The organism is Biostraticola tofi (assembly GCF_004343195.1).
GTDB classification, from domain to species: Bacteria; Pseudomonadota; Gammaproteobacteria; order Enterobacterales; family Enterobacteriaceae; genus Biostraticola; species Biostraticola tofi.
Genome location: NZ_SMCR01000006.1, coordinates 171,097 through 194,232, shown reverse-complemented (window position 1 = coordinate 194,232; position 23,136 = coordinate 171,097). Strand labels below are relative to the sequence as shown.

The window sequence follows — 23,136 nt, the reverse complement described above, 5'->3', positions numbered from 1 at the left end:
GTTGATGGAGTATCAGAAGCTGATATTCAGACTGGCATTAAGGGCGTTGGCATTAAGATCCGACCCATGCTGGCCTTGATAAGACAGGCCGATAGTGGTGGATTTGGTAACGCGAAAATCAACGCCGGCCTCAATGACCGCTGCATCCTTGGTGATCGACGTCCCGGTGGTGGTGAAACTGTCACCGGTGGCAAAGGCGTTATGGCTCACCGGCGTCTTGTCACCGTAAGCATGACGCCATCCCAGGCTGCCGCGCAGGGAGGTATCTACCGCCGACCAGGGCAGGTCGACTGATCCGCGCACGCCCAGGGTCGAGAATACCGAATCCATTTCATCGGATTTCACCTTCAGCCGGGCAGCATCGCCTTTTTCAGTGAAGCCATCGGTGCTGAGACGCTGGTAGGTCAGATTGACAAATGGGCTGATAGCCGCAGCACCGGCCTGGATACGGTAATCCAGCTCAGTAAATGCCTGGAAAGCGCCTGCATCATAATCGCCTTTCAGTTTGTCGGAATAACCGCCAAAAGCCACATTGCGTTCGGTTTCGATCTTATACCAGCTATAGCCCAATCCACCGCGCAAGGTGAAGGCATCCAACTGGCTGCCGGCATAGATTCCCAGGTGATAATTATCGCTGTCACCCTCAGAGAATCGGCTGTCTACATCAAAGCTTGAACGGCTGTAGCCGGCATAGGCGCCGATGCGGGTATCAGGCGCAACCTCGGTATCCGCGCCAACCAGGAAACCACCGGTATGGTTGTCCAGCTTGCCGGTGTTGTTATCGCCATCGATACGGCTGCGAGAGCCAAAGAATTGACCCCAGGCACCGCTTTGCTCGGCGCTGCCAGCCGGCAGGAAGCTCATCGCTCCGGCCGGGATCGGCAGGGAACGGTTGTCAAACATGCTGAGCATGCGGCCGTTTACCGTATCGGTTACCTGTTGACCGCTGCCGACCAGCGCCGTTTTAGCCGCGGCATGCTGTTCGCCAGACAGCTGATTAAAGGCATGACGCGCTTCCTCGGCGCTGAGCAGCAGCAGGGAGTTATAGAGCCCCAGCGAAGGACCGCTCTGAGCCAGCGTGCTGAGCGCCCCGGCAGTATTCCACTGGTTGGCGCTGGTCGCCACCGTCTGGAAAATACCGGTTTCATTGCCGCCGCCGGCATTTTCACCGCCGCCGCCGTTTTCACCGCCGCCGCCGTTTTCACCGCCGCCGCCGTTTTCGCCGCCGCCGCCGTTTTCGCCGCCGCCGCCGTTTTCGCCGCCGCCGCCATTTTCGCCGCCGCCGCCATTTTCACCGCCGCCGCCATTTTCACCGCCGCCGCCGTTTTCGCCGCCGCCGCCGTTTTCGCCGCCGCCGCCGTTTTCGCCGCCGCCGCCGTTCTCACCGCCGCCGCCATTGTCCTTCTGGCTGATGGTCAGATCGACCTGTTTATCGGTCTGGTTGAGGGCAAGATCCAAAAAGGCCGATTTGGATACTGCATCGGCAAACTGGCCGTTCACGCCGCCATCGGCGGTCAGGATGGTATAAGTCTGGCCATTCTGATAGCTGGCTTGGGGATCAAGGGTATTGACCACCACGTGGCCATTGCCGGCGAGTTGGGCGCTGCCGGTAACCTGCAGCAGATCGCTCTGGCCGTCGCCCTTGATGTCGGCATCGTAAAATACCCCACCTTGGGTGACACTGTGATCGGTGAACACCAGATTGCCATCGATTTTCAGGGTGCCGATGCCGTTATCACCGGGTGACAGGCGTGCGCCGTCATTGGCAATAACATCGCCGACGGTACCGGAACCACCCAGCGTACCGCCGTCAGATACCGTGATAGAGTTACTATTGCCGTCAAATGGCACTACGCCATGGGCAACGGTACTGTTGACGATAAGGGTACCGCCATTGCTGACGGTATAGAGCGCGCGAACCGGATCAACCGTATTCAGATCGGTTGTGAGAATCAATTTGCCTCCGGCCACATTGACTCCGCCATGAAAGTCAGTCAGATCACCGGTCAGGGTAGTTTGGCCGGCATAACTGGCGATAACGCCTTGTGCACCGATGATGCGGTTGGTAAATACATAGTCGTCTTCAGTATGGTTGAAGTTGACCTGGCCGGTCCGGGTACCGAAGCTGACGACGGTTTCAGGATCCAGCAGGCCAGCGGCCTCGGCTGCCAACGGCTGAGGCGTTGGAATGCCGTCACCGTCATAGTGGATTTTACCGCCGATGGTCAATGAACCATAACCCCGGCTGGCGAGCCTTGAGTCGGCGATCAGCAGGGTATTGTTACCGGCCGACAGATAGCCGCCGTTGGCCAGGGAAATATTGCCATGACCACTAAACTGAGCCAGTTCAATGTTACCGGCACTGATAAGAGAAGATCCGGCGCCGCTAATATATAATTGGGTGGTATCGGAGGCATTTTCCAGACTGGTGTCATGGCTGGAAAAATCTTCAGCCACTTTCAATCCATTGGTGGTGACCACCGCCCCATCGGTAATACTGACATCGCCTTCGATTTCCAGTAATTCGGCATTAGTCCAGCGAGTGCCGTTGCCGGAGAGTTCTGCGGTGCTGAAGTTCCAGAATCCGCGGTTAACCCGGGTATTGGTCGTGGTCAGGGTTGCCCCATCGCGCACTTCCAGAAAAGAACCGCCCGACAGGCTGGAAAGATCCAGAATGCCGGTGTTGAGTGCGGATCCTGCCCCCTTAATCGACAGGACACCAGACCCCATACTTTGGCCATCGCCGACCAGCACCCGTTTGGCGGTAACGCTGCCGCCAGCCAGAATGTCCAGTCTCCCGGCACCGTGGGTGCCAATGCTTACATCACCCTGGAGAACGCTGTTGTTGATCAGGGTATTGAGCTGTGAACCCGGGCCGGTGACGGTCACATTACCGATGGAACCCGGACGTCTGCCTATGTAGATATTGCCGGCGGTGACTTTCCCGCCCTGCTGGATGGACAGGTTGCCGGTGCCTTCATAGCCGATGTACAGGTCCTCATCGTAAGCCAGACTTTCAGTGATGGTCTTGTCCTCATCGAACACCGCGGCCTGCAGCGGAACGCTCATTCCTGCCGACAGGCCAAGTGCAATTGAGGGGATAAACAGGCTGCGATAAAGCAGCGACAGCCTGGGTTGAAAAGAATCAGCCGCAGAGCGGCGGTTATTATCTGCCCGAGAGGATCGATCCTGAGTCATTGTCATTTTGTGTACTCATAAGAAAAGTTTACCGGGCGTGGACACATTTCAGTGAAATGTTCCGGCCGCAAAAATCCCACGAATACCCGGCACACCGTTCAAACGAGACAAGGTATCAGGCTAAAAACGGCGGCACGCGTGGGCTTTATCAATTTCTTTACAATGGCGCAACCTACTCTATGTCATCCCGACACGGGTCAACACCCCACTCAAGGGGGGGCGGGGGGCCTAAATTTAATAAATTTGAGATATTATTAGTTGTGATATTGATTAAGGTTGATCACTGAATTTGCTATTATGCTTGGGCTTTTAAGCGATGGCTCAAACAGAGCTTGATAACAGACGACTACCGATGCGCCTTAGGGAGTATCTGTCCGACAGGTGGCAAGATGGCGATTATAAAACCGGCTGTGGACGCAGCCGGTGTGGTTTCTACGGATCCGGTTCCGGCCGGTACAGGTTCAGCAATGGCGATAGTGGTGGACGATCATCCCCTGGTCGCCAGCGGTATCGCTGAGTTCCTGATGACTCACTGCGGGATGAGCCAGGTTCGCACTGCACATTCGGCCCAGGATTGCCTGGCGCTGATTGCCGAAGGCACAGTACCTGAATTGATTATTATCGATTTCTGGTTGCCGGACGGCACCGCCGCCGAACTGGTAAGCCAACTGGCCGCTATCAACCCACAGATCAGGTTGCTGGCAACCAGCGGCGATGAAGATGCCGCTGTGATGCTGAAGGCCCGCGAAGCCGGTGCTGATGGCTTTGTCCATAAGCAGGCTGCGGCTGACATTTTTTCTGAGGTGGTGGCGGCAGTCAGACGCGGCGAGCCGCACTTTCCCCCGTTGCCGGCCAGGCTGCTTGATTTGCCTCATCGTCGCGATGTGCCGCTGAGCGCCAGCGATCTGGGGCTTACCGTCCGTCAGGGAGAGATTCTGGGTATGATGCTGCGGGGTTTCCCCAATAAGCGTATTGCCCGGGATATCGGCGTGTCTGAATACACGGTCAAGGAGCATGTAACCGGTATTCTTAACCGACTGGGTGTATCCAATCGTATTGAAGCCATTACCCTGCTGCGCGGACGCAAATTAGGTAACTGATGAGCACAACAACCGGTTTTTTATTAGATGATGACCGTCAGGCTGATGGTATCAGCCAACATAATCAGGTATTGCTGCTGGGCATGTCCCTGGAACGGGCGTTGTTCAGCGTTACCGCCATTCCGTTTGTTGGCATTACCTTTATTATTTGGCTGTATCACCTGGGCGGCGATATCAGACCATTTCTGGTCTGGTTTGTGTTCTACGCCGTGGCGGCGCTGCTGTTTCGCCTGCTATTTCGTCGCTGGCGTGAAGATTTGCAAAGCATGCCTGATCACCTGATGCTGAGCAAGTGGCGGGGGCGGGTTCACCTTATCGCTTTACTTAACGGATTGGCCCTTTCCTCCAGCGTCTGGATAACCGCCGGCAAGGCACCGCAGGAATATGTGCTGCTGCTGGTCATCAGTATTGCGGCGATACTGGCGGCCAACGCGACCCATCTGACACCCAACCTGGGCACCTTCAAGCGTTTCCTTTTTAGTTGCTGGGGCAGCATGATACTGGCAACGCCCTGGCTATTTGGACCCATATGGGGCTATGTGCTGCCGCTTATTCTGCTCTATGGGGTGGCGATGTACCGCTTCGGCCTGTCGTCTAATCGCTTTTTTATCAATCAGGTCAAATTCGAAGAGCGTGAAAAGCGCCTGGCCGAAAGCTTCCGGCTGGCCAAAGAGCAGGCGGAAAAAGCCTTGCGCGATAAAAACCATTTTCTTGCCGCCGCCAGCCATGATCTTCGCCAGCCGATCCATGCCATGGGGTTCCTTATCGAGGCGATTGTCGGTCGCTCTCGCGATGCGCATTTGACGCGTCTGATGCGCGATCTTCGGCAATGCGTGCAATCGGCGACGGCGATGTTTGATTCGCTGATGGACCTATCGCGCATTGAAAACGGCGTGGTGGCGACCCGACGCATGCCGGTCCGGTTATTGCCGCTGTTCGATGATTTAGAACGGATGTTTCGCGAAGAAACCCATAACCGCGGACTGACGCTGCGCATTCGCCGTCCGCCGTCAGACGCCTATGCCCTGGGGGATGAAACGCTGATTCGCCGGGCTATCGTCAATCTGATTCATAATGGCCTGCGCTATACCGAAACCGGTGGCGTGCTGGTCGGCGCCCGCAAACGTGGCTTCGACTGGCAGCTGGATGTCTGGGACACCGGCGTAGGGATTGCCGATGGAGAACGAACAAAAATCTATTCCGCTTTTTACCGCAACGAATACGCCTGGGGAATCGATAATGCCGGCCATGGCCTGGGCCTGGCGGTAGTGGCGCGCTGCGCCACGCTGATGGCGGTGACCCATGGGATGAACTCGATTGCAGGACGGGGATCCCGGTTCTGGCTGCGTCTGCCGCGTACCGAACCGCTAGACAATGATCTGGACGTCACGCTGGAACCGTCTTCCAATGATTACGCCAGCGTTCATTTTAGCCTGCTCAGCGGCAGTTGTCTGGTGGTTGACGATGACCCCCTGGTGATCAAAGCTTGGGAAAGCCTGATTGCTTCATGGGGAGTGGACGTGCGATGCGCCGCCTCGGCCAGGGAGACCTTTGCGGTGCTGGACAGTGGTTTTGTGCCCGAGGCGATCTTGTGCGATCAGCGACTGCGCTCCGGCGAAAGCGGCTTCGATATTCTGGTAGAACTGCTCAGCCGTTTTCCTGATGCCAGCGGCGCGATGGTCAGCGGCGATTTCAAATCGGAAATTCTGCACGAAGCTGAGGAAAACGGCTATCTGGTGCTGAGAAAACCGCTGCCGCCGGCGCAATTGCATGCCTTGCTGGCTCAATGGCTACAGCCGGGCGAGGAGTCGGTTGAGCGAGGGCGGAAGCGGCAGCCAGTGTGAATAATGAGGCGAGCAGTATCTTTTTCATCATGATTCCCCTAAAGGTTGAGCTCTCAGTCGTTGTGACTGAATACAGCATGCCTGAGCGTGCTTAAGATTTACCTAAGGGGGAATAATTTATAGCGGGCTCTGATGGTGGCTCGGCAGATCGCAGAGGCGTTGGCTGTAGCGGCGCAGGGAATAGACGCACCAGGCCAGCGCCAATGTGCCCATTGCCGCACCGGCATAACCGATGTTTGACATACCGCCATGAATACTGACCTGGTTGCCGAGCAGTGCGCCGGCACCAATACCCAGGTTAAAGATACCTGAATAGAGCGCCATGGCGATATCGGTCGCATCCGGGGCAAGCGTCAGTACCTTCGCCTGCATCGCCAGACCGATAACCATCATGGCCGTTCCCCAGAACAGGCTCAGCCAGACCAGATACCCTTCAGACGCAGCAGCGGGCAGCAGCAGCAGCAGGCAAATGACCAGCGCACCGATAGCCAGCACCAATGCCCGATCAGCATAATTATTGCCATAACGGCTGAACAGCAGGCTGCCGAGAATACCGGCGCCGCCGAACAGCAACAGCAGCAAGGTGGTAAATTCGTCGGCAAAACCGGCGATACCCTGCACAAACGGCTCAATGTAGCTATAGGCGGTAAAGTGGGCGGTAACCACCGCGACCGTCAGCAGATACAGGCAGACCAAGGTAGGTCGCCGCATCAGCTTGGGCACGTCTCGGAGCGAGCCGGAGTGTTCGCTGGGTAGCCGGGGCAGCAGTTTCATCAGGTAAAACATGATGACGATGGCCAGCACGCCGATCCCCATAAAGGTGGTACGCCAGCCCATATACTGGCCGACTATCCGGCCAAGAGGCAGGCCCAGCACCATCGCCAGGGCAGTACCGGTCGCCAGCAGGCTCAGCGCCTGAGACTTTTTACCGGGCGGTGCCAGCCGGATGGCAATCGAGGCGGTGATTGACCAGAAAATGGCATGGGCCAGCGCAATGCCGATGCGCGATACCATCAGTATCCAGAAATTCCAGGCCACCGCCGACAGGAAATGGAACACGATAAACAGCGCGAAAATCCCCATCAGCAATCGACGCCGTTCCACATTGGTGGTCAGGGACATCAACGGCAGCGAGGCCAGCGCCACACACCAGGCATAGATGGTGATCATCAGGCCAACCTGGGCATTTTCCATATCAAAACTGGCGGCAATGTCGCTGAGCAACCCCACCGGAGCAAATTCGGTGGTATTAAAGATAAAGGCGGCAAAAGCCAGAAAGACGACCCGCATCCAGGATGTTGAGCGCGATACTGAAGTAGTTTCCATAGGGGGTTCTGCAGAATAGTGAATCTTTCAAAAAGCTATTTTAGTGAATAAAGTCTAAAAATGCGATCTGATTCACAAAATTGATGCAATTGAACAGGGGGTTCTGTCACGGTATCCGGCTATGTATCACGCCTGCGCCCGCTGGCAAAGAGTACCGTTGCCGGTGGTTAATCTCAGTGAGATGATGCCGCCTTTAGGCGTATTGAGTACCCCAATTGTGTCTGACTACCGGGTGATAACCCGCATTTTCTCATTATTCGCGGGTAAGCTGAACATTATTCGCGGGTAAGCTGAACATTGGCCATTAATCAAGCCAGTCAGCTTGCACCGACTGGCTTTGAGGTTGCCGTCTTTATCCAGCAGCCGCGTTTGCCGGTTAAAAATCGTAACCAACGGTGGCGATAATGGTCCGCTCGGCGCCCCAGTAGCAGTTACCCGTGGTATAGCAGGCCGCCACGTAATTGCGATCGGTCAGGTTGTTGGCGTTTACCTGAACGAACGCCCCTTTCAGGCTGCTGTTCCAGGCCGCCATATCCGCCCGTATGGAGGCGTCAAACAGGGTCGCCGAAGGAATGCGGGTGGTGTTCTCATTATCCGCCCATTGCTTGCCCAGATAGCGCACACCGGTGCCGACGCTGATGCCATAGTCAAACTGGTAATGTGCCCACAGTGTCGCCATCTGGTTAGGCGTTACTACCGGCGTGTGGCCCTCATTACCATCGACAGAATCCTTGTAGCGCACCCGGTTCAGCGTATAGCCGGCGATGGTGCTCAGACGCGGCGTTATCTGGTTACGTGCTTCCAGCTCCAGGCCGCGGGAATGCACTTTGCCGGCGGGGACATAGGAAGGTGGGGTAACAATCCGGTTGGCTACATCTTTTTGCGTCAGGTCATAGACCGCAATCGAGTAGAAGTCGGCGCTGCCGGGCGGCTGGTATTTGATACCGGCCTCATATTGCTCGGCGGTGGTTGGTTTGAGCAGCACGCCGTCCGGGCCGGCGATCGAGGCCGGGGTGATGGCGGTACTGTAGCTGACATAAGGGGAAATGCCATTGTCAAACGCATACAGCACCGAGCCGCGGCCGCTGATGTGGTCATCCTGGCGGCGGTAACCGCTGGTGCCATCGGTATCGCTTTTTTGGGCAACGATACGATCATAACGGCCGGATAAATCGACGCGCCACCGGTCCAGTTTCAACTCGTCCTGTAAATAGACGCCGGTCTGGTAATAACGCCGTTGAGAGCCGGCCCAGCTGTAGTCAGGCAGGGCGCCGATAGACTGGCCGGTCAGCGCATTAAGCGAAGTGGCCATACCGCCTGCATCCAGCAATTCGTTTTTATAGCGGTGATATTCGGCGCCGAGTACCACCCGATGCTGAATGTTGCCGGTGGCGAAATCAGCCTGCAGTTGGTTATCGATCGAATAGGCGTCCAGTGAGGAGCGCTCACCGGAATAATAGCGATTCATGACATTCGGATTGCTGCTGTCCCAGCCTAGTTGATAAACCTGATCCTGATTGACATTGGAATGGGTATAACCGGCGTTGGAACGGAATGACCAGGTGTCGTCGAACCGGTGTGAGAACGCCAGGCTGTAGATCTGCTCATTGCGTTTGAACTGGTCGAGCGACGTTTCGCCATCATAGAAGCCACGGCTCAGCTTGTCGCCATTGTGCGGGTTCAAGCTGCCGTCGCCGGGCACTGAACTGTGATAGCCGCCGGAAGGATCCTTTTGCAGGTAGGCTTTAATCAACAATGAAGTATCTTCATCCGGTTGCCACAGCAGTGAAGGGGAAACGGCATAGCGCTCTTCACGGGTGTGATCATACTGGGTATCGCTGTTGCGGGTGATACCGGTCAGGCGGAAGGCCCATTGATCATTGATGGCATTGCCATAATCAAATGCCGCACCGGTGGTGTCATTGGTGCCGCCCATCAGCCGGAAATGGCCTTGTTCGATAAACTGCGGACGTTTAGACGTCATATTGACCAGGCCACCCGGCACCGTTTGTCCATACAGCGCTGATGAAGGGCCTTTGATGACGTCCAGGCGTTCCAGGAACCAGGGGTCCACCTGCAGGCTGTTATAGCTACCGCCGTCGCTCATTACCCTGAGGCCATCCAGAAAGGTATTATCTACGTCTCCGCCGTGAAATCCACGCAGGGAAATCGTTTCATAGCGGCTGGCGCCGCCGGCAAAATTGGTAAAAACGCCGGGCGTATAATTCAGCGCCTGGTTAACGTTCAGTACCCCTTGATCTTCCATTTGCTGGCGGGTGACAACGCTGATGGCCTGGCCGGTTTCGATAAGCGGCTTATCGGTTTTAGTGGCGCCGGTACTGGTTTTCACCCCATAGCCAAATGTTTCTGATTCGGAGGATTCAGTCGGCGCAGCGGTCACGGTCAGCGTATCTTCGGCATAGCTTAGCGCCGGCGCGGTGAGCGCGAGTGAGCACAGCAAAACTGAGCGCTTTAGGGTGAAAGGCAATCCCATGGTTAATTCCCTTTGTCTATGGAGTGATTGAGCAACGTGCTGGCGACAACATCGCCGGTGAAAGCGGTTAATCAGCACATAAAAAAGTGCGGTCATTAATCGATGATCACACTATTAATGATAATTATTATCTTTCTCGTTTGTTGATTCAAGCATAAATTATGCCTCGCCAGACGAAATGGGCTGAGAAAAGAGTCGACCGGTGGGCTGAATAACATGATGATTATTAAGGTTAACAACAGAACACAGCTGTAGCAGTGATCCCCAGACCGCTGCGAGAACTGACGGCGGGTCAATTTTGCCAGCATTTGCAGTTTTACACGTTCCTTTGCAGCAGCAGTTATGGCTGGCGGGAAGTCAATCAGCAGGGGGGTAATGAATAGCGGATCAACCGCCATCGGCGGTTACCAACAGTAACCGGCGATGGCGGTTGGGCAGGGTTTCCCTTTAACCGGTGGCCCTATTGGCAAATGCGTGGGTTTGCCTTTAGGCGCGAGCATTCCACCAGCGGCGGTAGAGGCCAAGGTAGGGGTCATGCTGGTATTCGGCGGCGGTGATGTCAATGTCCCAGGGCTTTTCCAGGATAAAATGGAGATTCTTGACCTGGTCAATGTGCCAGATGCCGGTGTGGTGGACCGAGAGGGTTTTGAGCGCGTTGTAGGTGTAGGGGAGCGTCACCCAGCGGTCGGCAAAGAACTGGTTAAGCAGGTCCTGTTCCGGGAACAGATATTCAGACAGGTCGGTGATGCCGGCCAATTGCTGAATCAGGGCGTCATAGAGAGACGTGTCCGGGGTGAGGACCATAAAGCCCGAGTTGAAGTAGCGGCTGATGGGCGCGTCTACCTGGGTTTGCGTGGCGGTGGCGCAATGGGTGTAGAAGCAATTTTCCGGTACCCAACTGGCCGGGTAGGAAGGGATGCGATACGGATTACAGCGGCAGGCGTGGCAAGCCGCAATGCTGTCCAGCGGCAGGGCCTGGGTGAACAGTTCATCCATGTTTCGCAGCACTAGCATATCGGCATCCAGAAACACCAGCCGGCGAAATTCGGTCAGCGACCAGGCACAGAGCTTGGTCCAGACTTCGGCAAAACGCGGATTGGCGTATTGTTGCCCGGCCTGGCTATTGGGCTGCAGTGGCTGCACCGGGCGGATTAGGCAGCCTTCGTTTTCCAGTTGGCGGCAGATGTCGGGCGCTATATTGTCGGTGACCATCACCACCAGCGGATAGCGGCTGCCGCTATCCTGCAGTGAACGACGCAAGGTTCTGACGCCCGCCAGATAGGCGGGCTTGGTAAGCAGTGTGATCCAGGCCAACGGGGGCTCCTGTGAAATGACGGGTTATTATGGCACGAGTCAACGCGTCTGTGGCTCAGCTATCAGCTCAGGATATCGCCAACAAACCGATTGCTGAATTTTCCTTCCGGATCCAGATGATGTCTGACCTGAAGAAAGGAATCCCATTTGGGATAAATGTCAGACCACTGGTAAAGCCCGCGACGATAGTATTTACCCCAGTGCGGTCGACCCCCTTCTTTGGCTAGCAGTTTTTCCACTTCACTGAGAAAATGCATGCCGTCCGGCGACAGCGTGCCGTCTTCAGCGTAATACACCACAAAGCCAAAAAAGCAGGTCGCTTCGCCATAAGCCGGACTGAGCCAGGCTGATGAGGCGCCGGTGCAGCGCAGGATGATCGGGTAATGCATATGGGGGTGTGTCAGGGCATGCCACTGCCTGATTTTCTCGATAACCTCAGGCGCCCGGCTCAAGGGAATACCGATTTCAATATTGATCTGCGGCGTAGCGATGCCGCGGCAGAATACCTGGTATACATCGCCTATCACATCTGAAAAATCTTTGAACCGCGTGACGGTTTTGAACGGCTTGCCGTGTTCATCTTTGATGCGGGTGTCGTTCTGCATGTGCTGCAGCGTCTGGTCGATGGTGGTATTGAGCGTGTCATTGCCTGCCGAGTAATTGACGATTTGGCGGCCATTATCTTGCCACAGCTGTACTTCTTCCTGGGTTGCCTGGCGGGCATTCCAGACATGTACTTGATTATCTTCCGGAAACCACCAGGCTTTGCTGAGGGCAAAGTCCTGGTTCCACTGGGTCAGCGATGAGGAGAGATCGTCAGCGCTGCAGGCATTTTTGTAGCAGGTGTAAATACCGAGCGGTACGGTACGCAGCGTCACTTCGAGAATGACCCCAAGAGCGCCCAGCGAAACCTGCACAGCGCCGAAATACGGGTGATCAGCGGCAAATTCTTCAATGCTGCCATCCGCCAGCATGATACGGATGTTCACGGCTTCGTCGGCAATAGAACTTTGATACAGCCCTTGACCATGGGTGCCGGTGGCCATGGCGCCCGCCAGAGTCTGCGCGGCAATGACGCCGGGGGAGGAGGGCAGCATGCGCCCGAGACCGGTCAAGGTATCGTAGACATCCTGCAGCGGTGTGGCGCCGGCGAAAGTGGCGGTATCATCGGCAGTACCGATAAGACCGCGCAGTAGGCCGGCGTCCAGCAGGATATCATCCGGGTCCTGCACTCTTAGCATGCGTCCAGGGGAGTAGCGGCTGCCCAGGATGTTGATATGGCCCCGGCTGCCGGCAATGATTTCCTGCAGCTGGGACTGGTTTTCAGGCTGACGTACCGCCTCACGTTGGCCCAGGCTGCTGTTCTGGGCCCAATTCCAGAGCCGGGAGTCCGCCTGGTCTGTGTCGGGATGGCGTGTTGGGAAAACGTCGTCGTCTTTATTCACCGATGATCTCCTTGTGTATAAAATAATAAACCCTGCTGGCCGTTATCGGTCTTGTTATCCGCCTAAAGCGATCGGCGCGTCGTTAATGGTAGGGGGTAACGCGCACGCCATCGTATAGCCTAGCTTAAACTGCCGTAAGACACGACTCCAGCGCTGACTCACTCGCCTGAGTGCTGAATGATCGTGCATTGATAAGGTAAAACGTTACATCATCATGAGGCGATTTTTATTACCCATCGTGCGCCTTAACTGTTTAACGGCGCTGGATAAAGGGTTGGCGGGCTTAGGTGATTTTTTGTAATGGGGCATTGAACTGCATGCTGCGTTCGGTTGGCAGTCCATCGAATTTTACCGCATAAGCGAATTCATCCGGATGGGATGCATTTACCGTACCGCTGCCGAACACGGGATGCATCACCCGATCGCCGGGGCGAAAACGGTCCATCGGGTCCTGGACTGCGGAGATGAAGCCATTGGTCGCATCATTGGATCGCCCCTCAGGATGCATGGCTGGCTCTAGGGGCACCAGGAAATCAATATGCTGGGCACCGGCATCAAAAATGAACCTGGACGGGTATTTGAACAGGCCGTCGTTGGCTACCCCTTGTGCATCGCTCAGATAAAGGCCCTCCCTGGCGCGGGTCATCGCGACATAGGCCAGCCGGCGCTCTTCCTCCATCTCTTCGATCGAGCTGATACGACGACCGGGAAACACCCCTTCATTCATTCCGCAGATAAAAACATACCGAAATTCCATTCCTTTGGCGCTGTGAATGGTCATCAATTTGAGAGTGGCATGCTCGGATTCCTGGTCCAGGGAAGTAAACAGCGCGACCCGTTCAAGGAATTCTTCCAGCGTAGCTTCCTCATCCTCATCGCCGGCCTGCTGCACGCTGCGCTTGAGTTCAGCCAAATTATCGAGCCGCTCCTGATCACCGGAAAGCCTTAACAGACCTTCGTAACCGCTGAGATCCAGCAACATCTGCAACTGATTACCCAACGTCAGGACAGCGCGCTGCTGACGGACCTGTTCGATGGCGGCCACATATTGCCGGGCATCGGTACCTTTGAACATGGGTTGGTCCAGATTTTCCTTCAGCGCCTGATAAAGAGAAAGCGCGCGTTCTTCGGCCAGTACCGCGAGAGCTGCCAACCTCTTTTTACCTATTCGCCGGGATGGCAGGTTAATGGTACGCAGCAAAGCCAGGTCATCTGCACCGGTGACCATTCGCAGGTAGCAGATAACGTCTTTGATTTCACGCCGACCATAAAATGCCACGCCGCTGAAGATGGTATAGGGCAGCCCGCGGCTGATAAAACATTCTTCCAGCGCCCGCGTCAGAAAATGGGCGCGGTAGAGGACGGCGATATCATTGCTGTTGATGCCTTTTGCCTGCAGCTCTGCGACACGTTCCGCTATCCATTCGGCCTCGAGCCGTTCGCTTTTGGCATGGTAATAGCTGGGCTTTGGACCCTCAGTCTGCTGCGCCTGCAGCGTTTTTTCAACGCGCACCTGGTTTTGTTCGATAAGGTGGTTGGACGCTGCCAGAATCTGCGGGCTGGAGCGATAATTCATCGTCAGCGCAATGGTTTTCGCTGCCGGATACACCTTGTCAAAATCGAGAAACAGACGTAGATGGGCGCCGCGCCAGGAGTAAATGGTCTGATCCGGATCGCCCACGATGAACAGATTGCCGTGTTTGCCCGCCAGCAACCTCGCCAGCTGGTACTGCCGCTTACTGACGTCCTGAAATTCGTCCACCATCACATACTGCATGCGGTCCTGCCACTTGTGCCTGACGTCAGGAAATTTCTCCAGGATCCAGGTGGCAAAATTAATCAGGTCATTGAAGTCGCAGCCAAAGCATTTTTTCTGCTCATAGATATAGCGCAGAAATATCTCCTCGTCTCGATCGCGGGCGGTGACAAAACGGGCTTTAAGCTGCTCATTATTCAACTGGTAAATATCGTCAATATAGCCGGTAGCCTGGAGCTTACGGGCTTCCAGCACCTCATCCAAGGTGCGTTTGATCGTGGTGTCGCGCAGGGTCAGCCCCATATCACTGAATATCTTCAGCAGCATCTGCTTAAGGTCTTCCATATCCAGGATAATAAAGTTGCGTGGGAAATTGAGTAGGTGGATATCTTCTTTCAGCAACTGTACACAGAAGGCGTGAAAGGTACAGATCATCCCCAAATCAAGATCGCCGAGCGTGCGCCGCACCCGCCGCTTCATTTCATTGGCCGCCCGATTGGTAAAAGTGACGCACATGATATTTCTTGGCGCAACGCCCAGCATAGAGACCAGATAGCAGTAACGATCGGTCAGGGTGCGGGTTTTGCCGGTACCGGCTCCGGCAATGATGCGTATCGCCCCTTCGGTGGAGGTTATGGCATCCTGCTGTGCGCTATTAGGCCCATCGTGCTCATGCGTCGCTGCTGCCGGCCCGCCGGAATGATCCGGTAAATGTGTATTTTTCATAGGGTCTAGTATAGCGCTGAAATTGCGTGCATTGCTGGATAAGCCTACCCGCATTCAGCCGGAGCCCACTTACCGTTGTACCGTGGGCTTTCTAGCGCAGACAGCCATTGCTAGTACCCATTACTCACCACCGGGTGACTGCTCTTTTTCTCAGGACTCTCTCTTGCTGAAGACTTCTCTCTTTGCCACTATCTGCACTGTAAACCTTGTGAAGGGTGGGTTAGTTTAAAAGAGTCGCGTGCCCATGCTTTTCGTGCATGCACCCGTACTTTTCGGGATTGCCCGTACTTTTCATGGAATTGCCCGTACTTGTCATTGGGTTGCCCGTGCTTTTCATGCGGATACCCTTGCTTTTCATTGGGTTGCCCGGAAGTTTAACGCGGGTGGTCGAACTTTCTGCATTAGCTGGAACTATGCTCATTAGCTTTGCTGATAAGCACGTCGGTTTTAATGCCGTCGACGCGGCCTTTTTGAGAATATTCCCAGAATGTCCACTTACCCTCACTCCAAGGCTGGAGAGGTTGGGGTTGGTCTGGTTTTCCGGAACTATCTTGCCACTGCTCGACCCACAGGTTGCAGCGCCTGAAAGTGTCTGGGTGCTTATCCCAGGCAAGGCTGTTTTTCCAGGTGTCGATATTGGTTTTAATATAAAGTTGCCTATTGCTGATAGGTAATTCCGAACTATTAATTATCGTTATTAACGCATGTAAATTATTAGCCATTTCTTCGCGACTTGCATCCTTATTATCTCCTCTCTTATTATAAACCTCAAATACAAAACTATCTTCACTGGTAAAGCCTACACCTTTCAATTTCTCAATAATCGTTTTAGCCTGCTGATTCGGCGTGCTTGAGCGGGCGCGGAAAATATGCCAGGCCCCGGCTTTGAGGCCAGCATCCTTTGATGATTTGAAATTTCCATCAAAGCTATGATCAAGAAAATCAGCACCTTCGCCTAATCTTGAAAAAGCATGGCTGACCCCACCTTTGTTAAATACGGTATTCCATTCGATACTTCCCTGATGGCTGGATATAGCTATAATTGAATTGTTCATATGAATCCCTTTAAGGCGATATTTGGCTGAGAGGTTTTAGCGATAGTAGATTGTCATTGTTTTATCGAGAGTAGAAGTAAACTTTTACAGTTGTTGTGCGGTTATTTAAATTTCTATCGTCATAAAAAACATGCCCTTCACCCTTCAGCAGCTACTTGATAATTTTTTGCTGGGTCGTGAGATCAGCAGAACAGATGGCTACAAGCCACTTTGTTCAACAAACTGATGAAATTCATTCTGCTCAACATACTGATGCAATTTATTCTGCTCAACATACTGATGAAATTCATTCTAGCCGATATCAGAAATAAATTACTTAAGGTTGTAACGCGCAGGGACGCATTACAAGGACATTCCCACTGTAGTATCCAAATGAATAATCCAAATGAATAATCCAAATGAATCCTGCAAAAGGAAAAGCTTGTTAGATACTTGTGATCGTCGTCCGGCTCATTTTAAAAGTGCATTTAAACAGTAGCACCCTTGACTAAAAATAGCACCATGAGGGCCAGTCATTAAATGATTATCTCATTGGGTTAATTTCCTTGTGATACTGTTTTTATAGCGCAGTGGCGTCAAGCCGGTAACTTCACTGAAACATTTTATAAAATAAGTTACGTACTTAAAACCAGATTTCTCAGCAATGACAGCAATGGAATCATCGCTTTCTTCAAGTAAAAAGCACGAGTGTCTAATACGGCGAATGATGATATATTCCTGAATCGTACCGCCGGTTTCTTTTTTGAAGGTTCTTGATGCATAACTGCCTGAAACATTCAGATGAGCAGCAATGTCTTCCAGGCTGATTTTAGATAAGTATTTTTCCTCGATATAGTTCATGATCTTGGATGAAAGTGTGCCTGACTTGCCAGCACTGATATGCACCCCATTGGGTAAAATTTCAATTATGTTGAGCAACAGTAAAGCGATAGCGTCACACTTTTTAGTGCTGTTGCTGTACCTTTGAGAAAATAGATCCAATATGCCTTTCATATAGTCTTTGTACTCGTTGAGATCATAAATTGACACTTTCTCTTCAGGCGAGGAAATTTCTAGAAATATTTTATGCGACGTGCTAAATGGCCTGAGGTAGGAAGAAACCACCGCTGAGTCCATATGGACTATGGATCGGATGTAAATATTGTTAGTTGAATTATCCACTTTAACTTTATGCAGTTTTCCTTGGGGAAATACAAATAACCGCCCTGGCCTCAGGGTAAATTTTTGATTATCGACTACCACTAACCCCACGCCGCTTTCAATATAGAGAACTTCGAGACACTGATGCCAATGGTAATAGTCGACGCTTTTGCCGCTAACCCGCCTGAACTCGGTGTAAAAGTCGTCGTACTGTATCAAATCAAGCAATGAGGTGTTGGTCATAGTTAAGATGTCATTAAAGTATAATTTTTCTTCATGATAGTGAAATTAAATCCTAAAAAAAGATAATTTCTTATGTCTGCCAATTTCTTGACTGAAATTTGTGATCACCATAACGCTATGAGTTGGTATTAGGCAATATTTTAGCTGCAGAAAATGAATCTCTAAAACAATGTTTCACAAAAAAAACCGGTGCCAAGATTATGAATGTAAAGTCAAATAATTTTAGCGATTTATCATCACGAGGTGCGGTTATAAACTGGTTTGAATCTTTGTTCGAATCGGTATGGAACCAGCGGGAAGAGAATGCTGCCGGGATTACGCTGGGTGGCATGGTTCCGTTATATGGCGAAAAAATCGCCGCGATGGAAACATTCTGCCGGTTGCTTTGGGGAGTATTTCCAGTGATTTCATCGGGGGAAGATCACCCGATAGACGTGAAGGCGATATTTAGAATAATTGCCCAAGGCACAGACCCGGCAAGCCCGGCTTACTGGGGAGATGTGACTGATTTTGACCAGCGTAGTGTCGAAATGGCGGTATTTGGTTGTGGGCTAATGCTGTCGGCGCAACAATTTAAGCAACATTTATCGGCGCTTGAACGGCAGCGATTGATTGCCTGGCTGAACCAGATCCGTGAAGTCAAATTGCCAAAAAATAATTGGTCATTTTTCCCCATTATGATCGAAACCGGATTATGTCTGGCTGGAGATAACTATTCAAAAGAAACTATTGAACAGCATTTCACTCTGTTAGACAGTTATTATCTGGGCGATGGCTGGTACAGCGATGGTGAAAACCGTCCCCGTGATTATTACAACGCCATGGCCTTGCATTATTACGGCCTGATTTATTCAACCGTCATGAGGGATAAAGATCCTGAACGATGCGCCATTTTGCGCCAGCGGGCGACGGTATTTGCCCATGATTTTATCTATATGTTTGACCAGAGTGGTTCAGCCATTCCTTTTGGGCGCAGCCTGACCTATCGGTTTGCCCAAGCGGCATTCTGGAGTGCCGCTGCCTTTGCCGGGCTGGATAGTGTGCCGTTAGGGATTATCAAAGGAATAATCCTTAGAAACCTGCGTTGGTGGCTGCAACAGGATATGTGCGATAGCCGCGGTGTTATGACCGTGGGCTACAGCTACAGCAATCCACTGATTGCCGAAGATTATAATGCGCCCGGATCTCCTTATTGGGCTTGTAAAGCTTTTTTGATCCTGGCGTTAGGCGAGGAACATCCTTTTTGGCTATGTCAGGAGCAGCCGCTCCCGCAACGGGAGACAACCCGGTCTATGCCGCACGCCGGCCATATTGTGCATGATGATAAAATTAATCATCATCATTATTTGCTCAATGCCGGCCAATTCCCCGCCAAAAATTACAATAACAGCGAAAGTAAATACGGCAAATTTGCCTACTCCTCTTTACTGGGTTTTAATCTGGAACGCAGCCGATATGGCATTGAGTTGAACGCATGTGATTCTTCGCTGTTGTTTTCGGAGTTTGATGGTTATTACCGAGGACGGCTAAACAGTCAGAGAACCAAAACGGCGTCGGATCGCATCTTTACGCAGTGGTTTCCCTGGCCGGATGTTGAGGTCAACTCCTGGCTGATGCCTCTGGATGCAGGGCATCTGCGTATCCATATTATCCAGTCTGGCCGCGCGCTGGAGTCGGTCGAAGGAGGCTTTCCGCTGCCGGTTTCAATGCCAAACGAACACCGATTCGATCCGGCCGAAGGGTGCGTTATAAGCGATAAGTTCCAGCTTTATTCCAGCATCAAGGATATCTCACCCGATGTGACGCGGCATAGCGACCTTGTCCTGTCACCGCCGGGCAGTAATATTATTTTTCCCTGTAGCAGCGGTGTTCCGGTATTGAGAAAAAATCTATTACCCGGAAGAACCCTTCTGGCAAGCCTGGTCAATGCGGGGCAGGGTGAATTTAAACGTCATAACCTAAAACCAGAAATCGTATTGGAGAAAGAAAAAATAAGCATCAATGTAGAAAATAAAACATTTAACCTCTTTATTTAATCTACCATGAGTGGAGTTAATTATGGCCGTTGATAATCGCATTGATTATATCAAAATCAGTGCCTTCATGTTTTTATACTTTGTCGTCTGGACCATGAGTTTCAGCCTGTACGCAATTTGGCTGGGACAACATGCCACCCTGACCAGTGCTGAAATAGGTGCGGTGTTTGCGGTGAATGGCGCGTTTGCCGTAGTGCTAAAACCATTCTATGGCTACATCACCGATAAACTCGGTATGAAGAAATATTTGCTTTATTTTGTCGCAATAATGTCCTCGTTACTGATGCCTTTTTTCGTCTACGTTTATCATCCGCTGCTTATCAGTCATTTTTCCATCGGCGTGGTGGTGGGGGCGTTATATCTCAGCCTGGCGTGGTATGCCGGTATCGGTGTTTCCGAGTCGTACTGCGACAGGTTCGGGCGTCTCAAGGGCTTCGAATTCGGACGCATCAGAATGTGGGGTTCCTGTGGCGCTGCCGTCACCGCCTCATTTGCCGGTATTCTGTTCAACATGTCGCCGGTGATTAACTTTACCATCAGCAGCATAACCTCTCTCATCATGCTGGCATTGCTTATCAGCATCAAAATTCCAGCGGCAGATAACAAAGAAAATGAAGTGGTGCCGGCTAAAAAAATCAGCCTTCCGGATGTCGGCAACCTGCTCAGGCAGGGTACATTCTGGCGCTTTGTTTTTTATGTGGCTGGGATAGTCTGGATTATGCATATCGCCGAACAACAGTTTCCGCGCTATTTTGTCTCATTCTTCAAAGGCAGTTCGATAGGTAACACCTGGTATGGTTATCTAAGTACGGTGCAGGCGATCGTCGAGTTTATCTCAATGCTGACTGTTCCTTTGCTGGTAAACAAGATTGGCGCACGCAAGACGCTTATATTTGCCGGCTTGCTGATTGGCGCCAGGCTGGTCGTGTCTGGCTTTGCCACCGGCCCGCTGATGATTGCCTTTATCAAACCACTGTATGGTCTGGAAAACTCATTGCTGCTGATTGCAGTGTTCAAATATATTGCTAATCACTTTGATAAAAAGGTGAACTCGACCATGTATCTGATTGGCTATCAGTGCTTTATTTATGTGGGGACTATTTTTATGTCTGCACCGATTGGGGCGCTGTATGACAAAATCGGTTTCGGCGATGCATATTTTATTATGGGCGGAGTGATAATATTTTTCTCATTACTGTCGATATTCGTCCTTTCCAAAGAAAAGGTGGAAGTTAAACTGGATACCGTCCAGGTGCACAGCTAGGGCGGAAATATCAACTCGATCCAGTTGGCATGCAAATAGATTCATATTTCAAGAGGGTTAATTGAAGGATTTCACTTCAGTTAAATACCGTAACAGTTAATGAACGCATGCTAATCATGTACTTGGATGTATCTTATTAAACTTAAGCACCAGATTGAAACATATATATTTTAAGCAGGTATATGTGCTAGAGGTATTTAAAATTAATTTCAAGTAACTGCTGTCAATAAAAGAGAAAGATATATGACATTTGATATTAGATCAAACGACAAGTCGTACCTTAAATATGAGTTTGACCTGAGCCAGGTGGCGAAAAAAATTACGGATAAGCTAAAACATCAATTGCAGCATTTCTCCGGAAAATATCCTGCGGCATGCAGCATTGATGGGCAATATCCGTTAACCGGCAATACCGACTGGACCACTGGATTCTGGAGCGGCATGACTGGCTTGGCCTGGAAGCTTACGGGGGATAAAGTCTTCGCTGAAGAACTGGATAAACAGGTGCGGGACTTTGGTGAGCGTCTGGATTTGCAGCATGATCTGGATACCCATGATCTGGGTTTTTTGTATTCCCTGTCATGCGTCAATGCCTGGCATCTGTCAGGCAATGAATCTGCTCGCCAATATGCGCTGGCGGCGGCGGATGCGCTTATCAGCCGTTATCTGCCGGTGGCGCGGATTATTCAGGCCTGGGGTGATTTGAGCGATCCGCAGCAGCAGGGGCGTATGATTATCGACTGCCTGATGAACCTGCCACTGCTCTACTGGGCATCCCGTGAAACCGGCCACAAACAATACGCTGAGCTGGCTTTCAATCATGCGGAACAAGCTTATAACTACCTGTTACGTGATGATTTTTCAACCTTCCATACCTTTTACATGGATGTGCACAGTGGTGAGCCACTTAAAGGTTCTACCCACCAAGGCTATGCCGACAATTCATGCTGGGCGAGGGGCCAGGCTTGGGCAATATATGGGTTTACACTGAGCTATGGTTACACCGGTGATGACCGTTTCCTTAATGCAGCCAGAGAAACTGCCGAGTATTATCTGGCGCATTTACCTGCAGACAAAATATGCTATTGGGATTTGGCCTTGACTGAACCGGATACGCATCGTGATAGCTCTGCAGCCGCCATTGCCGCCTGTGGCTTACTGGAGCTTGCCAAGTATCTTTCGGTACTTGACCCCTTGCAAAAAAAGTTTATCGAAGCCGCATTACTTATGGCTAAAGAATTGAGCCTTAGCTATGTCGACGACCAGCATGACCAAAGTGGATATTTGAAGCATTCGGTTTATAACATGAATAAAAAACGGGGGGTGGACGAATACAGCACCTGGGGGGATTATTTTTTCTTTGAATTGATTTCTCGCCTGGCTGCTCCGTTACCCGCTTATTGGTAATCATATAATAATCATATTCATCCTCCTCTGGAGGATGATTGACTTTGGAATTTTTATCATGAATAGAATAATTTTACTTTCTGTCACCTGTTTATTCGCCTTTTCAGCACAAAGTTTTGCCGGTGGATATCTGGAAGTGCGTGAAGCCTGGAACAGTGCTTCTGAAGAACATCAATTCAAAGTAGGGGCTGGGTATAACTTCCAGAATGGCGCTGGGCTTATATACCAGAGTGCCTATAACACCGGCAAACTGGATCAACTGAAACACAGCTTTGATGAAGTTGAAGGATGGTATCCATTATGGAAGATTAACGATGACCTGACATTCTATGCCGGCGGACTGATTAATTCAACTAACGCAGGTTCAACAACCGCGCCGTATGCGCAATTGGGCTATGTTATTACTGATGATTTGGCGATGGCATTCAAGTACCGTTACAATCATATGAATTACGAGACCAAAGATCTGAATAAAGAGATGAACTATAACGACAGCCATCAACTTATTTTAGTGGTCAATTATAAAATCAATGATGTGCTTAGCTATGAATTTGAACCTAATTATTATCTCAATAGCAACGAGTACAACCGAAAGAATGGTAAGGATCACAGTTGGGAACTGAACAATAAATTCACCTGGAAAATGACCCAGGCCTGGCGGCCCTTTATTCAACTCTCCTGGCTGGATCGCGATGTGGGCAACAATGCTGAGCAGTACCGCATTCGGCTTGGCATACGCTATTATTTTTAAGCGCGGAGCGGTTATGAGTCGCTTTTTTTAAGCTGAT

General features: G+C 51.7%; 14 protein-coding genes. 6 read left to right on the top strand and 8 right to left on the bottom strand.

The window, feature by feature from the left end:
- Positions 1-12: 12 nt before the first annotated feature.
- Positions 13-3,204: an autotransporter domain-containing protein gene (locus tag EDC52_RS13745; protein ID WP_131865909.1), complete on the bottom strand. Its 3,192-nt coding sequence runs from the start codon at positions 3,202-3,204 to the stop codon at positions 13-15.
- Between the two features lie 383 nt (positions 3,205-3,587).
- On the opposite strand from EDC52_RS13745, the gene EDC52_RS13740 reads away from it, so the two are divergent.
- Positions 3,588-4,298: a response regulator gene (locus EDC52_RS13740; RefSeq protein WP_230468050.1), complete on the top strand. Its 711-nt coding sequence runs from the start codon at positions 3,588-3,590 to the stop codon at positions 4,296-4,298.
- Positions 4,298-6,142 carry a hybrid sensor histidine kinase/response regulator gene (locus EDC52_RS13735; RefSeq protein ID WP_131865908.1) on the top strand — a complete coding sequence of 615 codons (1,845 nt, stop codon included), beginning with the start codon at positions 4,298-4,300 and terminating at the stop codon, positions 6,140-6,142. The genes EDC52_RS13740 and EDC52_RS13735 overlap by 1 nt, the downstream gene beginning before the upstream one ends.
- Before the next feature lie 117 nt (positions 6,143-6,259).
- On the opposite strand, the gene EDC52_RS13730 is transcribed toward EDC52_RS13735, so the two are convergent.
- From EDC52_RS13730 to EDC52_RS13700, 7 genes are all read right to left on the bottom strand, one after another.
- Positions 6,260-7,468 carry a sugar transporter gene (locus tag EDC52_RS13730; RefSeq protein WP_131865907.1) on the bottom strand — a complete coding sequence of 403 codons (1,209 nt, stop codon included), beginning with the start codon at positions 7,466-7,468 and terminating at the stop codon, positions 6,260-6,262.
- Between the two features lie 376 nt (positions 7,469-7,844).
- Positions 7,845-9,962, bottom strand: a complete 2,118-nt coding sequence (locus tag EDC52_RS13725; protein WP_131865906.1) for a TonB-dependent siderophore receptor — start codon at positions 9,960-9,962, stop codon at positions 7,845-7,847.
- Between the two features lie 486 nt (positions 9,963-10,448).
- Positions 10,449-11,276 (bottom strand): glycosyltransferase family 8 protein, encoded by an 828-nt coding sequence (locus EDC52_RS13720; protein WP_131865905.1) that lies wholly within the window; start codon positions 11,274-11,276, stop codon positions 10,449-10,451.
- 62 nt (positions 11,277-11,338) lie between these two features.
- Entirely contained in the window at positions 11,339-12,721 is a 1,383-nt protein-coding gene (locus EDC52_RS13715; protein ID WP_131865904.1) for a D-arabinono-1,4-lactone oxidase, read from the bottom strand.
- A gap of 283 nt (positions 12,722-13,004) precedes the next feature.
- Positions 13,005-15,203 carry an ATP-dependent helicase gene (locus tag EDC52_RS13710; RefSeq protein WP_165911719.1) on the bottom strand — a complete coding sequence of 733 codons (2,199 nt, stop codon included), beginning with the start codon at positions 15,201-15,203 and terminating at the stop codon, positions 13,005-13,007.
- Between the two features lie 401 nt (positions 15,204-15,604).
- Complete coding sequence (locus EDC52_RS13705) at positions 15,605-16,258, bottom strand: glycoside hydrolase family 25 protein (protein WP_131865902.1); 654 nt, start codon at positions 16,256-16,258, stop codon at positions 15,605-15,607.
- A 528-nt stretch (positions 16,259-16,786) separates the two neighbouring features.
- Complete coding sequence (locus EDC52_RS13700; RefSeq protein ID WP_131865901.1) at positions 16,787-17,641, bottom strand: AraC family transcriptional regulator; 855 nt, start codon at positions 17,639-17,641, stop codon at positions 16,787-16,789.
- Between the two features lie 122 nt (positions 17,642-17,763).
- Between EDC52_RS13700 and EDC52_RS13695 the strand changes: the two genes are divergently transcribed.
- The 4 genes from EDC52_RS13695 to EDC52_RS13680 all read left to right on the top strand — a co-directional run bounded on the left by EDC52_RS13695 (position 17,764) and on the right by EDC52_RS13680 (position 23,099).
- Positions 17,764-19,677, top strand: a complete 1,914-nt coding sequence (locus EDC52_RS13695) for a DUF2264 domain-containing protein (protein ID WP_131865900.1) — start codon at positions 17,764-17,766, stop codon at positions 19,675-19,677.
- A gap of 22 nt (positions 19,678-19,699) precedes the next feature.
- The gene (locus EDC52_RS13690) at positions 19,700-20,941 is read left to right on the top strand and encodes an oligosaccharide MFS transporter (protein ID WP_131865899.1); all 1,242 of its coding nucleotides are present in this window, start codon (positions 19,700-19,702) and stop codon (positions 20,939-20,941) included.
- Positions 20,942-21,184: 243 nt separating this feature from the next.
- Positions 21,185-22,348 carry a glycoside hydrolase family 88 protein gene (locus EDC52_RS13685; RefSeq protein WP_131865898.1) on the top strand — a complete coding sequence of 388 codons (1,164 nt, stop codon included), beginning with the start codon at positions 21,185-21,187 and terminating at the stop codon, positions 22,346-22,348.
- A gap of 34 nt (positions 22,349-22,382) precedes the next feature.
- On the top strand, positions 22,383-23,099 hold the full coding sequence (locus EDC52_RS13680) for an oligogalacturonate-specific porin KdgM family protein (protein ID WP_230468049.1): 717 nt from the start codon (positions 22,383-22,385) through the stop codon (positions 23,097-23,099).
- The last annotated feature ends 37 nt before the right edge of the window (positions 23,100-23,136 follow it).